Source organism: Methanolobus zinderi (assembly GCF_013388255.1).
Taxonomy (GTDB): Archaea; Halobacteriota; Methanosarcinia; order Methanosarcinales; family Methanosarcinaceae; genus Methanolobus; species Methanolobus zinderi.
In genome coordinates, this window is sequence record NZ_CP058215.1 from 1,915,097 (window position 1) to 1,929,035 (window position 13,939).

General features: G+C 45.7%; 16 protein-coding genes. 3 read left to right on the forward strand and 13 right to left on the reverse strand.

Going from position 1 to position 13,939, the window contains the following annotated elements:
• Nucleotides 1-53: 53 nt before the first annotated feature.
• Nucleotides 54-1,088: a DUF7544 domain-containing protein gene (locus HWN40_RS09365; RefSeq protein ID WP_176965484.1), complete on the forward strand. Its 1,035-nt coding sequence runs from the start codon at nt 54-56 to the stop codon at nt 1,086-1,088.
• Nucleotides 1,089-1,134: 46 nt separating this feature from the next.
• Here HWN40_RS09365 and HWN40_RS09370 read toward each other — a convergent pair whose 3' ends face one another.
• Nucleotides 1,135-1,860 carry a cobalamin B12-binding domain-containing protein gene (locus HWN40_RS09370; RefSeq protein ID WP_176965485.1) on the reverse strand — a complete coding sequence of 242 codons (726 nt, stop codon included), beginning with the start codon at nt 1,858-1,860 and terminating at the stop codon, nt 1,135-1,137.
• 372 nt (nt 1,861-2,232) lie between these two features.
• Here HWN40_RS09370 and HWN40_RS09375 point away from each other — a divergent pair, with 372 nt between their 5' ends.
• On the forward strand, nt 2,233-2,829 hold the full coding sequence (locus HWN40_RS09375) for a 30S ribosomal protein S3ae (protein ID WP_176965486.1): 597 nt from the start codon (nt 2,233-2,235) through the stop codon (nt 2,827-2,829).
• A gap of 122 nt (nt 2,830-2,951) precedes the next feature.
• Here HWN40_RS09375 and HWN40_RS09380 read toward each other — a convergent pair whose 3' ends face one another.
• The 12 genes from HWN40_RS09380 to ahbD form a co-directional block, all read right to left on the reverse strand.
• Nucleotides 2,952-3,209, reverse strand: a complete 258-nt coding sequence (locus HWN40_RS09380) for a hypothetical protein (RefSeq protein WP_246275888.1) — start codon at nt 3,207-3,209, stop codon at nt 2,952-2,954.
• Nucleotides 3,210-3,309: 100 nt separating this feature from the next.
• A complete protein-coding gene (locus HWN40_RS09385; RefSeq protein ID WP_176965487.1) occupies nt 3,310-4,251 on the reverse strand; it encodes a YbgA family protein in 942 nt (313 codons plus the stop codon).
• Nucleotides 4,252-4,259: 8 nt separating this feature from the next.
• Nucleotides 4,260-5,039, reverse strand: coding sequence for a dihydroorotate dehydrogenase electron transfer subunit (locus HWN40_RS09390; RefSeq protein WP_176965488.1), 780 nt, complete (start codon nt 5,037-5,039; stop codon nt 4,260-4,262).
• Nucleotides 5,039-5,938 (reverse strand): dihydroorotate dehydrogenase, encoded by a 900-nt coding sequence (locus HWN40_RS09395; RefSeq protein WP_176965489.1) that lies wholly within the window; start codon nt 5,936-5,938, stop codon nt 5,039-5,041. Before HWN40_RS09395 ends, HWN40_RS09390 begins: the two co-directional genes overlap by 1 nt.
• A gap of 12 nt (nt 5,939-5,950) precedes the next feature.
• Nucleotides 5,951-6,874: a hydroxymethylbilane synthase gene (gene hemC / locus HWN40_RS09400; RefSeq protein ID WP_176965490.1), complete on the reverse strand. Its 924-nt coding sequence runs from the start codon at nt 6,872-6,874 to the stop codon at nt 5,951-5,953.
• A 14-nt stretch (nt 6,875-6,888) separates the two neighbouring features.
• Nucleotides 6,889-8,154 carry a glutamate-1-semialdehyde 2,1-aminomutase gene (gene hemL / locus HWN40_RS09405; protein ID WP_176965491.1) on the reverse strand — a complete coding sequence of 422 codons (1,266 nt, stop codon included), beginning with the start codon at nt 8,152-8,154 and terminating at the stop codon, nt 6,889-6,891.
• A 15-nt stretch (nt 8,155-8,169) separates the two neighbouring features.
• Complete coding sequence (hemB, locus tag HWN40_RS09410; RefSeq protein WP_176965492.1) at nt 8,170-9,144, reverse strand: porphobilinogen synthase; 975 nt, start codon at nt 9,142-9,144, stop codon at nt 8,170-8,172.
• The gene (hemA, locus tag HWN40_RS09415; protein ID WP_176965493.1) at nt 9,123-10,421 is read right to left on the reverse strand and encodes a glutamyl-tRNA reductase; all 1,299 of its coding nucleotides are present in this window, start codon (nt 10,419-10,421) and stop codon (nt 9,123-9,125) included. Before hemA ends, hemB begins: the two co-directional genes overlap by 22 nt.
• Nucleotides 10,422-10,480: 59 nt before the next feature.
• On the reverse strand, nt 10,481-11,155 hold the full coding sequence (locus HWN40_RS09420) for a precorrin-2 dehydrogenase/sirohydrochlorin ferrochelatase family protein (protein WP_176965494.1): 675 nt from the start codon (nt 11,153-11,155) through the stop codon (nt 10,481-10,483).
• 86 nt (nt 11,156-11,241) lie between these two features.
• Complete coding sequence (gene ahbB, locus HWN40_RS09425; RefSeq protein WP_176965495.1) at nt 11,242-11,706, reverse strand: siroheme decarboxylase subunit beta; 465 nt, start codon at nt 11,704-11,706, stop codon at nt 11,242-11,244.
• A complete protein-coding gene (ahbA, locus tag HWN40_RS09430; RefSeq protein WP_176965496.1) occupies nt 11,706-12,161 on the reverse strand; it encodes a siroheme decarboxylase subunit alpha in 456 nt (151 codons plus the stop codon). The genes ahbB and ahbA overlap by 1 nt, the downstream gene beginning before the upstream one ends.
• Nucleotides 12,162-12,165: 4 nt before the next feature.
• Entirely contained in the window at nt 12,166-13,212 is a 1,047-nt protein-coding gene (ahbD, locus tag HWN40_RS09435) for a heme b synthase (protein WP_176966367.1), read from the reverse strand.
• A 332-nt stretch (nt 13,213-13,544) separates the two neighbouring features.
• On the opposite strand from ahbD, the gene HWN40_RS09440 reads away from it, so the two are divergent.
• On the forward strand, nt 13,545-13,925 hold the full coding sequence (locus tag HWN40_RS09440) for a cytochrome c maturation protein CcmE domain-containing protein (protein ID WP_176965497.1): 381 nt from the start codon (nt 13,545-13,547) through the stop codon (nt 13,923-13,925).
• Nucleotides 13,926-13,939 lie beyond the last annotated feature (14 nt).

Sequence of the window (13,939 nt, forward strand, 5' to 3'; positions counted from 1 at the left end):
AAACAATAAATTCATATAGAAAACATTGTATATTTATTTATACGAGTTGGTATGTGGTTGATGCAGTAGATAGTGCCTTTAAAAGAACAAAAAAGAGCCTTCTTGAGCCATTTGATTTCTGGAAATGGATGAAACTCGCATTAATAGTATTCCTTGGAGCAGGGAGCCCGTTCCTGAGTAACAGCACGGGATCTGGTGGATCTTTTGACGATCCGGAAATGAATGCTGAGCTTTCTTCCGCCTTTGATAGTTTTGTTAATTTTGTAACATCAGACCAATATTTCAGTCTGATAGTAACAGCAATCATCCTTCTGTTAGTAGTTCTTGTTTTGTTCGCATACATCAGGAATGTTATGGAATACGTTTTTGTAGATTCCCTGGTCAGCAACGAAGTCAAGCTCAGGGAATATTTTCGCAACTATCTAGGAAAAGGCTTCTGGCTCTTCATTTTCCGTCTTCTGGTTGCAGTTGCAGTCATTGTCTTAGCAATAATAATGGTGCTTCCCGTATTTCTGCTGATGATAGGAACTGCCGAAAGCGAGTCCTGGATTGGTTTCTTGTTTTCTTTACTTCTACTGATTGTAGCCATAGTAATGGCAGCAGTTATATCCGGTGCATTAAATTCTTTCATAAACCTGTCCATACCCGTGTCAATGTACGGTTCAAAAAGCATATCTGCAGCATTTTCCCGGGTATTGCGAACATTCAGGAATGATTGGAAACAGATAGTTCTCTACTGGATAGGAAGAGCAGTATTGCGAATAGCGGTCGGTATAGCAGTAGGAATCGTAGCAATAATAGTTGCTGTAATTCTTTTGGTCGTTTTGGGAATAGTCGATCTGGCATTATACTACATATTCGAGCCGGTACTGTCCGATCCTAGTATTATTATATGGAGTATGGCAGGCATAATTGTGTTCCTGGAACTCTTGTTTTTGATATTCATAATATCAATTGTAGAGATGCCAGGAAAAGTTTTCCTGAAATATCATATGCTCACGTTCATGCAGCATTGGTACCTGGAAATGGAGATACCGATGTTCGACACAGAGCAGAAAAAGCTTGAAAACACGAATGAAGCATACTAAAGGCGCAGTTGAATGGTAATTCTGCCCTTATATCTTTTTTATAGGCTCAACCGCTTGCAAATTCACCGATTCGGACTGCCCTACATTTCTCTCTGTCCTCAATGAGTATACTTTCTTTTGCAGAACAAAACAAAACGTTCAGTTTTTCCACAGTATCGGCAGCATCAGCACCATATATATCCGCTCCGATCTCAAGAGCCCATTCATCACTTACAGGAGAACCGCCCACGACAGTTTTCAACCTGTCCCGGATACCGGTATCCTTTAACTTTTCTTCCAGTACCTGCTGATTTACCATGGTTATATTCATGAGAGCCGATGTGGCAACTACATCCGGAGACAGTTCCAACGCTTTTTCAGTAAATTCTTCAACAGGAACGTCGATCCCAAGATCAATTACCCTGTAGCCTGCGATCTGAAGTGAGGCAGCAACAATATCCTTTCCTATTGAATGAATATCCCCTTCAATGGTCCCGATCATGACAGTAGCTTTGAATCCACTCATTGGAACATATTCTTCATGAGCTGGCAGAAGAGCCCTTACCCCGGCATTCATTGCTTCTGAAGCCGCAATCACATGCGGAAGGTATAACTTCCCTTCACTGAACATCTCTCCTACCCGTTCCATGGCAACACTGAGTCCTTCTTCTACCAGGATGACAGGATCGGTTCCCGCACTAAGTGCATCAAGAGCAATTTCTTCTACTTTATTTTCATCATATTTCAGAACTGCTTCTATCAGTTTCGGGACAAAATATTCCTTGGGATGCATAATGATCAACACTCAGTTATTAGCCTTTAACAGCACTAGGACACAAGCAACTTTATTCCGATAGGCAATATAAATACTTTGCTAAAACTGGATTGAAAACAATAAGAATATTAGCACATAAAGCAGATCAAGAGTCACTTTAAATCTGATATAAGCGGAAAAGATAAAAGGAAAAATACTTATCTATTGATATTTACCTGTTCTGAGGCTTAATCAAGATGCTAACCGATTTATTTATATATGGACATGACTTGTATAGAGAGCCAATCTAGTGTACATAATCATTATTCATATAGCGATAGCCCGTTGAACATTTAATTGATCACTTAATTTAATATATCACACAGAATCACATTCATTCGGAGGAATTTCTTGGCAAAGAAAGTACAGAGAAAGTTAGACAAATGGAAAACAAAGACCTGGTATAACGTAGAAACACCCGAGTTCATCAGCAGGACAAACATCGGAGTAAGCCCTGCAGAGGATCCAGAGCAGCTTATCGGACGTGTTGTTGAGACAACAGTTGGCGAGATAGCTAACGATTTCACAAAGCACAACACAAAGCTCAAGCTCGAGATCAGCGACGTTAACGGCGATGTTGCCAACACCAGATTCATCGGTCACGAAATCACAACCGACTACCTGCGTTCCATTGTCAAGCGCCAGACCTCAAGGATTGACAACAACCTCGATGTAAAGACCAAGGACGGTTATCTCATCAGGGTCAAGCCTATCTGCTTCACTGTTAAAAGGGCAAGAACAAGCCAGATCAAGGGCATAAGGGAAGTAATGGACAAAATCGTAACCGAGCGTGCTGCAGAACTCAATTTCGAGCAGTTCATCGAGGAAGCGATCATGGGTAAGCTTTCCGCAAATATATACAGGAACGCAAAGACCATCTACCCGCTCAGAAGGGTAGAGATCAGGAAGACCGAAGTACTTGCTCTTCCTCTTGGTTCAGCTGCTTAAGTTAGAAGCTGAATAATAACATCAGTATAAAGGCATCACTTGGTTGTGATGCCTGAAACTATCTTTTTTCTGATTCTTTTTGCATTCTAAGTTAAAGGATGATATTTCAGATATAGCACCATCTAGCTTTGAATATCAGTGGCACCACTGTCATATTCCTTTCTGATGAGCTTTGCCATCTCTTCGTTCGCATCCACAACAAAGGAACCTATGTACCCGCAATATTTACAGTGATACAGACCTTCAACTCCCCCTGCTTCATAATAGAGGTCCGTGCTTCCGCAGACAGGGCAGACCTGCATGGTTTCGCCGGCTTCGTTATCATCCTCACCCATCAGTTTTTCAATCTCGTCCATGGTTTCCTGATCAGGGTCTTCCATTTTAGTTCCTCTCCAGAGAATTATAAGATTAGTCAGTATAATGTCACAAAAGGATATGACACTGCCATGCATATCAAACTATCTCAGGTTCCTGTTCTGGTTAACGCAAGACAAGTTCCTGAGGATACGGCCTGAAAAATGTCTGGTTAGATATATAATCAACATCAAAGTGCAGTGCCCATGACATGAGTTTTTCCTTCAGACTGAAAAGAACGGAAACATCTTCACGGTATTGTTGCAATTGCTGCAGGAAAATGAACTTGTCCTGAGCACCCAGATATCTGGAAAGGTAGCCGAACGCATGCATCATAGCATTGATAGTGGAACCGGTTTCATGGAGCTCTGACAGCAATTCCGTAAGCAGATCAAGATAAAGTGCAAAAACCTCCTCTGCAGGAAGTCCTTCCCTGTTTGCAACGACATTGCCCATCCTTGCCAGGATATTCTTGTTACAGGACATGAACAGAAGCTTGTTGCAGGTGTGATACTCTATCAGTGAACGCATACTCACCGAAAATGACATCTTCCTGAAAGAAGCCAGCGTAAAGATCGTGGTCAGAAAATGGTCCCGCAGGAGAATATCATCAAGCTGTTCATCCTCCATGACCGGAAGATGAGAATATTTGTCTGTAATAGCATCTGCAAAAAAGCCGTTCCCTCGTTTATCCAGACACACAGTGCCTTCAGCATCCGGATATATTTTGGTACTTCCTATCCCACAGGATGGAGATCTGGATTTGAGTACAAAACCATCAAAATCATCAAGATTCTCAAGATAGGATCGGGCAAATCGCTCCATTTTCTGCGTTAAATCCTGCCCTGTAGCAGGCTGGACAAGCTTTTTCCCCCCATCAAGAACGATCCTGATCGGATCCCTTGGAACACCAAGTCCGACCTCACATTCCGGACAGACATCAATAAAATCCACAAACGACTTCATTCGATCAATGAAATCGCAGGAAATTATCTGCCCGTCATAACGGCAGGGAGCAAAGCCCAGACATTTACTGACTACAACAATGGGACGGGCAAAGCGGGACATTAAGGTACCTAGAATTGCTTTTTATTCCCGCTCGGACCCCTCATGTATTTGCCGAACTCGGAATCAACAAGTTGTAATCCATTGAACACGGGTCCGTCCTTACAGACCCTGAGACCATCCCCATCCATGCAGCATGCACCACAAACTCCTATGCCACACTTGAAATACCTGTGAAGGCTGAACTCGGCTTTTTCCAGGGAACCCTGCTCCTCAAGGATTCCGAAGACACATTTCATCATCATCTCGGGGCCGCATGTGTATATCCTGTCAAACTCCAATGTATCGGTTTCCACAAGGACATCGGTTACGAAGCCACACCTGTGAGCAGAACCGTCGTCCGTTGTCAGGTGAAGTCCTCCGCAGGGTGTGAGCCTGTCAAGGAACAGCATTTCATCTGCATTCCTTGCACCAAGTATCGTCGTCACAGAACTGCCCACCGACATTGAATATTCGGCAAGCAAAGCGATTGCTGCAGCACCCACGCCTCCTGCTACAAGGAGGACTTTCTCATCAGCCTGGGGAAGAGTGAATCCCTTACCGAATGGTCCGCGGATGCCCAGGTGGTCCCCTTCCTGAAGTTCGAACATCTTCTCAGTGGCATCTCCCACCTTCTGCACAGTTATGGCGTTCCTGTAGGAGAGGGTCATCGGGATCTCATCCGTACCCCTTATCCAGACCATGACAAACTGGCCAGGAAGTGCTTCTTCAAAGCTCTTGTCAAAAAAGAAGGTCTTAGTGGAAGGTGACTCCTGCACTATTTCTGTAATCGTAACATCAACGGGATACATCAGATCCTCCTGTGGGCAAGCCCTATTATATCATCAAAGCTCAGGTCCCTGTCCGCAAGGAAACTATCGATCCCGTCTGCAATACTTCTGAAAACATCTACCCCGTCATAGACAGCAGAACCGATCTGCACGGCAGATGCACCTGCCATCATCATCTCCACGGCATCCTCCCAGCAGGAGATTCCGCCCACACCGATCACGGGTATGTCAAGGGCCTCATAGAGATCATACACGCATTTGACAGCAACCGGCTTAACAGCACTCCCGGAAAGTCCTCCGAACCTGTTACCAAGTAGAGGATATCCGCTATGGATATCTATTGCCATGCCGCGTACGGTGTTGATGGCAACGATTGCATCAGCACCACCTCTTTGGGCCGCTTCTCCTATACTGACTATGTCAGTTACGTTCGGAGTCAGTTTCACCCATACCGGAATGTCGGTCATGTCACTGACAGAAGCGGTTATTTCCTCTACCGCACAGGCATCACATCCGATGGATGCACCGTAGCCCTGTGCATGGGGACAGCTTACGTTAAGCTCGAAGGCATCCGCCCCTGCATCTGCCAGCCCTTCGGCAACCTGTACAAACTCATCGGAATTCCCCCCGAATATACTGGCAATTACCGGAACATCTGCTTTAGCTCCGGCCGTTTCAAGTTCTGCTGAAAAATCAGGATAAGAGGGATTTGGAAGTCCCATGGCATTCAGGAAACCATATCCAAGATTTACCATGCTCGGATTCTTGTGTCCTTCCTTTGGCTGCGGACCGATGGATTTTGTAACAACAGCACCGGCTCCCTCCTTAGCAACACGTACAAGGGATGCAGCCGTGGTTCCCATGATACCTGCTGCCAGTATCGTGGGATTCCTGAGCTTAAGACCTGTAATCTCTATCATAATAACAATTGATCAAAGCATTTTATTTGAAAGCTGGCAAACCGCCCTCTGGACAAGTTCCTTTCCACCCATAGCCACCATTTCCCTGGCAAGCCTGCGGGCATGTTCCTCGTAGTTTTCCAGTGGGATGATCTCGTCAATACGCACTTGCATGGTACCGTCCAGTGAGAGAACTTCCGCAAGTACATGCAGTTCCTCATCATTCACGAACTCAGTGAAAGAGCCGACAGGTGCAGTACACCCTCCCTCTATGTCAGCTACAACGATGCGCTCAATACCTGTCTCGATACGTGTCTTCTCATGATCAAGCATTGAAGTAGCCTTTTCCGCCTCGCTACCGGAAAGAGTGACAACTGCTATTGTTCCCTGGTTTGCGGACGGACAGAAGTCATCGGTATTCAGTCTTTGAACAACCATCTCCCAACCCATACGCTGCAGACCCGCTTCTGCCAGCAATATGCCGTCATATAGACCATCCTTGAGTTTCCTGATACGGGTATTGATATTACCTCGCAGATCCTGCACATCGAGATCAGGCCGATACCGGAGGATCTGTGCACGTCTGCGCATGGATGTGGTACCAATAACCGCCAGTTCCGGCAGCTCTTCCAGTGTTGAGCCGTCAGTTGTCAGGAGCACATCACAGGGCGAATCCCTTTCCAGGACAGCCGAAGTACTCATTGTTTCAGGCCTGAGTGTCGGGAGGTCTTTCATGGAGTGGACCGCTATGTCCACTTCCCCTTCGAGCATCCGGTCATCGAGTTCCCGCACGAAGGCACCGACCCCTTCCACCTCATGCAGGGGACGGTCAGTGAAAGTATCACCTGTGGTCTTGATAATCTTCCTGGTAGTTTTCACCCCTTTCTCTGCAAGCATACTCTCAACCTTTGTAGCCTGTGCAAGAGCAAGGTCACTTCCGCGGGTTCCTATGATCATGCGTTTTGCTCCGCTTATCTGAGATTTGTTCTGTAGGCCTCCAGGACCTTCTCTATATCTTCTTCCGTATGTGCGGTGGACAGGAAGTTGGTCTCGAACTGTGAGGGCGGTATGAATATTCCGCTGTCAAGCATCTTGTAGAAGAACTTCACATATCCTTCCTTATCACATTTGAGCACATCCTGGTAATCCAGAGGTTTGTCTCCGAAGAATATCTTGAACATCGAAGAGATTCCTGATACCGTATAGTCGAGATTGAGATCTGACACGATATCTGTCAATGCAGACCTGACTTTGTTTCCGGTCTCATCCAGCTTTTTGTGTACATTCTCTTTCTCAAGTACATCCAGTACCGCAAGACCTGCTGCAACTGATGTCGGACTTCCGCTGAAGGTACCTGCCTGGTACACACTTCCGGAAGGTGCCACCATCTCTATGATCTCCTTCTTACCACCGAAAACTCCTATGGGCATTCCGCCACCCACGATCTTTCCTAGCGTGGTCATATCAGGTGTGACACCATAGTATTCCTGTGCACCTCCCATGGCGAGCCTGAATCCTGTGATAACCTCATCGAATATGAGCACGACATCGTTCTCTTCGGTCACCTTGCGTACTTCCTTGAGATATCCTTCCTCGGGAAGCACCGGTCCGATATTACCCATCACAGGTTCCAGGATAAAGGCAGCCAGATCATCACTGTACTTCTCTATCATGTCTGTCAGCGCTTCAATATCATTGAATGGAACCTGAAGTGTGTGTTTGGTAAAGTCCTCGGGTATTCCGAGAGAGTCGGGTTTTCCAAGTGTTGTGGCACCGGACCCCGCTTTTACGAGAACAGCATCATGTGCACCATGGAATCCGCCTTCAATTTTAATGAACTTGTTCTTGCCGGTAAAGCCCCTTGCAGCCCTGAGAGCACTCATTGTAGCTTCGGTTCCTGTTGACACAAAGCGTAGCATATCAATGCTGGGATACATACCGGCTATCCTGTCTGCCAGATCCACCTCGGCTTCCGTGGGAGTACCATAGAGCCATCCCTTTTCTAACTGGGAATTTATGGCCTCTTTTACCTGAGGATGTGCATGACCCAGGATATTGGGACCATATGCAAGACAAAAATCAATGTACTCATTTCCGTCTATATCCGTGATCTTTGATCCGTTTGCCGAGCGGGTATAGAAGGGATAGGGCTTGATAGCCCTTACTGGACTGCTGACTCCTCCGGGAAGGAGGTTTCTTGCTTTCTGATATAATTCTCTTGACTTATCTAAGGACATACGATCACCGTAAAATCATTTTAACATCTTTGCCATATCCCTGGCAAAATAGGTAAGTATCATATCCGCACCTGCACGTTTGATGGAAAGCAGCGATTCATGCATCACCTGTTTCTCATCCAGCCAGCCATTCTGTGCGGCTGCTTTTAGCATTGCGAATTCTCCGCTGACATTATAAGCTGCTGTTGGCATCTTGAATTCATTCTTGATGCGATAGATGATATCAAGGTAGGGCAGTGCAGGTTTTACCATAACAATATCCGCACCTTCCAGGACATCCAGTTCAACTTCCCTGATAGCCTCCTCGGAGTTGGCAGGGTCCATCTGGTAGGTTGACCTGTCACCGAAACAGCATCCTGAATCCGCAACATCCCTGAAGGGACCGTAGAATGCAGACGAATACTTCGCTGCATAGGACATTATCGGGATTTCCTTGAAATTGTTCTCATCGAGAGCCGACCTTATCGCACCTATCATACCATCCATCATTCCTGATGGTGCCACCATGTCCGCACCTGCCTTTGCATGGCTTACAGCAGTCTTTCCCAGAAGTGGCAGTGTCGGGTCGTTAAGGATCTCTCCCTTCTCCCGGTCGATCATACCGCAGTGTCCGTGGTCGGTGTATTCACAGAGACAGACATCGGTTATAACCAGCATGTCTTTACCGAGTTCATCCTTGACCTCACGGACCGCTTTCTGGACTATATCCTCATCTCCCCAGGCAGAACTTCCCATATCGTCCTTCTTTGAAGGTATCCCAAAGAGGATGAGTGCGGGTATTCCCAGGTCGGCAGCTTCCTTTGCATCATCGGCTACCTTACTCAAGGGAAGGCGTTCAACACCTGGCATGGATGCTGTGTTCTGTACATCATCAATGTTCTCATCTACAAACATCGGGTAGATAAGGTCATCCACAGAGAGCGAAGTCTCTCTTACCAGATCTCTTATTTTTCCGCTTCTTAACCTTCTCATTCTAAGTTCCGGGAACATGGTATCGGCTCACCTTTGATCTTGATCTTCTCTGTCTTCTTTTGAATATCGAATAAACGGGAAACCATATCCAGCATCTCATCATCACCAACCTGCGCAGCATTTCTGATCACCTTGGTAGGTTCTGCAATTATCTTGTTGACAATGGAGTGCGTCAGGTCATCGATTATACGGTTCTCTACCTTGCCTATTGTATGATATGCACTCAGTTTGTTCAGAGCACGCTCTTTTTCCTGACTCCGCACCTGATACAACTGGGCATACATTTCCGAGATCAGATGATCAGCTCTCTGGCGTTTGTACTGTTTTATAAGCAGATCATACTCCTCATCGATGATAACCTGTGCCTTTTTAGCCTCATCGAGCCTGTGTTCAAGATTCTTCTCGTTGATGACACGCAGATTGTCTATATTATATAGTGTCACATGGGGAATGTCTGCAATCGAAGGGTCGATATCCCTGGGGTTTGCAATATCTATCAGAAGCAGTTCTTTCTCCCTTGAATCCATCGCTTCAAGTACCTGTTCGTGCCTCAGGACGAAGTGTGGTGCTCCGGTGGCACTTATGATCACATCCGCCTTTTTGAGGTTCTCATTTATCTGGTCGAAGTGGACCGCATGACCTCCCATCTCATCGGCAAGTTCCTTTGCAGTCGCATACGTCCTGTTGGCGATATACATCAGTTCGATGTCCCTGTGCGACAGGGCTCTTGTCACAAGGGTTCCCATCTCTCCTGTGCCGATCACAAGGACCATCTTGTTCTTCAGATCACCCACGGTATCCTCTGCAAGATCCACAGAAGCAGATGCAATGGACAGTGCACCCCGGTTGATACCGGTCTCGGTCCTTACCCTTTTTCCCACCTGAATTGCCTTACTGAATGCAGTATCCAGCATCTTCCCTGTGGTTCCGAGGTTTTTCGCTATCTGATAGAGATCCTTTATCTGACCAAGTATCTGGTCCTCTCCTATTATCATGGATTCAAGACCGCAGGACAACCTGAGCAGATGCATAATGGATTCTTCATGATCAAAAAAGTCAAAAATATTAGATGATAGTCCCATTTTCTTGACGAACTGGAACAGTACACTGCTTCCCTTAGGAGAAACAACATATATCTCTATTCGGTTGCAGGTTTTAAGCACAGCACATTCACATACGAGCTCGTTTGCATAAAGCTCCCGGAGGATATACTCAAGATCACCATCCCATACCTCTTCCATCTCTTCTACTGTTGCCTTGGAGTGTGTGATGACCATACTTGAGATCTCAGTCAACCAAACACCCCGGAAAAGCTTTTTCAAAATGTGCTGGGAATGTATTATGAACAGACATGCTATCGGACTTTCTCGTTTATTTTCTCAGTTACTATACCCTGTGCTATATTAAACCCTTTGTCATAGGATTCACCAAGTGCAGACCAGACGTCCTCACTTTCAAGTACTTCCCATAACAGCTCTTTCCTGTCTTTCTGATCGGGTACATTCTCTTTCAGGTATAAGCGCAGGTTCTCCTGGATCTTTATCATACCCTCGAACTCCGGAGTGATAACACTTTCGACCTTTTGTCTTACAAACCTTGAGAATGCAGGGCTTGAACCGGATGTTGATATGCTTATGGTAAGATCACCCCTTTTGATCACAGAGGGTACGGTAATGTCCCCGATTGCATCCACCTGGTTGGTAAGAATATTCTTATTTCTTGCAAGAGAGCTAATCTTCTCATTGATATCCCTCTGGTTTGTGGCAGGTATAACAAGGAAAGCACCATAAATTAAATCATGAATCTCGGAATCCAACAGTTTTCCCGCATCTGCTGTCACAAGATGGACATTGTCCTTTCCGGAAACATCCCGGATAGCTCGGGAAAAATGTCTGCTTATGACCGTAACATCAGCATACCTGGAAAACAGAAGGGTTTTTCTCTCACCCACAGAACCGCCACCGAAAATGACGATCTTTCTGTCGGTCATATCAATTAGCAGTGGAAGGAAAGGATTATCTGGTGCCATGCAAAGTACTCCTCTTCTAATTCCTCTGCCTTTCACTGTAAATTAGTTAAATATTGCGACTAAGGTCAACTGAGTCTAAGAATAAACTACAGACGAACACCAGTCTTTTTAAACTCCCGTTCACTGAACAGCAATCTGTAGTCCTTGATCCCGGTCACCTGCGAGATCCTGTCTGCAACTATTTCACAGTCCGCCCTTGTATAGGAATGGACCATGGTGAAAAGATTATAATCCCATCCGGGACGTCGGGGCCTTTCGTAGCAATGAGTGACCTCTGCAAAGGATGCCATGATATTGCCAATCTCCTCCACATGTTCATCGGGGACATTCCAGATACACATGGCGTTTGCGACGATACCGATATCCCTGTGACCGATGGAAGCACCGAAGCGGCGGATTATTCCTTTCTCCTGCATCCCTTTTATCCTTTCAACGATCTCTTCCTCGCTCAGACCCAGGCTTTCGGCCAGGTCCTTGAATGGAGAAGTAGTAAGTGGAATACCATTCTGAGTAAATCTGATTATAGCTTCTTCGATCTCATCCACTTTCATCACCTGATATCGAACTTAACACCTATTTTAAACAGCCTTTTTGTAGGCAGGTTGATAAATTCCAGACCTGTCTTCTCTTTGAGCTCTGAAAGGATCTCATCAACTCTCTCCTTATCAGAAGCTGAAAGGGTGAACCAGACATTATACTTATCCGGACGAAGGTAGTTATGCGAAACCTCAGTATATTCATTTATGTAAGCTGCAACTTCATCTATCCTTTCATCTGGCACATCTACGGCAACAAGTGTGCTTGTGCCCCCGATACGTTTACGGTTTATCACCGGGCCGATCTTCCTGACGGCTCCTTCATCATGCAGCCTTTCAAGACGCCTGATCACTTCGCCTTCACTTATACCCAGTTTTTCTCCCAGCTTTTTAAAAGGACGGACATCAAGTGGAAAATCAAACTGTATAGTATTAAGTATTGTTTTATCCGTATCATCAAGATATATCATAAGATCACTGTTTTTCAGGTACGTATATACAGTAGGGTTCCTCTTCGAGATAATCCCCGGTGGCAGCGTATGCACGTGCACGACAGCCTCCACATACTTTATTGTATTCACAGTCACCACACTTGCCTTTCAGTTTTGAGACATCCCTAAGGTCATTAAAGACCTTTGAGTTCTCCCAGACATCCTTAAAAGACTGCTCTTTAATGCTTCCTGCAAGTGCGGGCAGATATCCGCAGGGATAGACTTCCCCTATACTGGATACGAAACAGAAGCCGGTGCCACCCAGACAGCCTTTTGTCATGGCCTCATAGCCATGGGTCTTGACGCTGACCTCGATACCTTCTTTCTTTGCCTTCTGGCGCATGATCCTGAAGTAGTGGGGTGCGCATGTGGCCTTGAGCTGGATCTTTGCAGTCTTCTGCTTATCATAGAACCAGTTAAGGACCCTCTCATATTCCACCGCCGGGATCTCCTCATTCTCAAGTTCCTTACCCCTGCCGGTTGGCACAAGCAGGAATATATGCAGGGCCTCTGCCCCGATTTCTGTTGCCATCTCAAGTATGGCAGGGATCTCCTTAAGATTGCGTTTTGTAATGGTGGTGTTTATCTGGAATCCTATTCCTGCCTTTTTGATATTATCGATACCTTTCATGGCACCTTCAAAGGCACCGGGCATGCATCTGAAATCATCGTGGGTCTGCGGGCTGGAGCCATCCAGGCTTATGCTGATCCTCTTAATCCCGACGTCCCTGAGCCTTTCAGCAACTTCCGGGGTCACAAGTGTCCCGTTGGTTGCAAGGGCAACACGCAGGCCTTTTTCGGTGGCATACTCAGCAAGCCCGTAGATATCATCCCTTACAAGTGGTTCACCGCCACTGAGAATGAGTATGGGGTTTCCCATCTGCGCAATCTCGTCGATAAAGCGCGTTGCCTCCTCGGTTGTGAGTTCACCTTCCGGTTTTTCAAAAGTCGATGCCCCACGGCAGTGCCTGCAGGAGAGATTACAGCCTGCAGTCGTTTCCCATGCTATCAGTCTTGGAGCTTTTACCATATTCATCAATTATAATTTTTGAAGTTCTGAGCTTCATTTACTTTTTATAGGATGGCACTATACTAGTGCACACCCGTATTAATAGTTAGTTATTAGTACGAAAATCATAAGGTAAAAAAACGGATACAGATTCATATTATTGAATATCTTTCAGTAAAGCGGGAACCTTACACTTCAAAGAGGTGAACATCATAAGCGCCTTGGAACTTGCATTTGCATATACGTGGATCATACTTGGAATATATGCCCTTCACCTTTTACGTGTACGCCGGTCTCTGGAAAGAAGTATGAGTAAGCTAAGGGAATAAACTATACTAATTGAAGGTGCTTTAATGGACAGGAAACAGAAAACTGTTCTTGCAATATTTTTTATTATCTTTGTCGGGGCCATCGGACTCTGGAATGTGGATCTTTCACAGGGATATCCCATGATATCCGAGTTAAAGGAAAAGCCGGACAAATATGTGGGGGAGAACGTCAACACCATGGGTACTATTAAGAATGGTACACTGGATGTATCCACCGAAGGAATATCCTTCACTCTTATGGATGTGGAAGATGAGAATTTTGAAATCGGCGTCGAGTACACCGGAGCGCTTCCCGCAGACCTTGATGAGGGAAAGGGTATTAGCATCAGTGGCTTGATGGTCTCGCCGAACATGATAGAAGCTAATAAGATCGTGATGGGGTGCCCTTCTAAATATAAGGAATGATAAGGCTTGAAAAA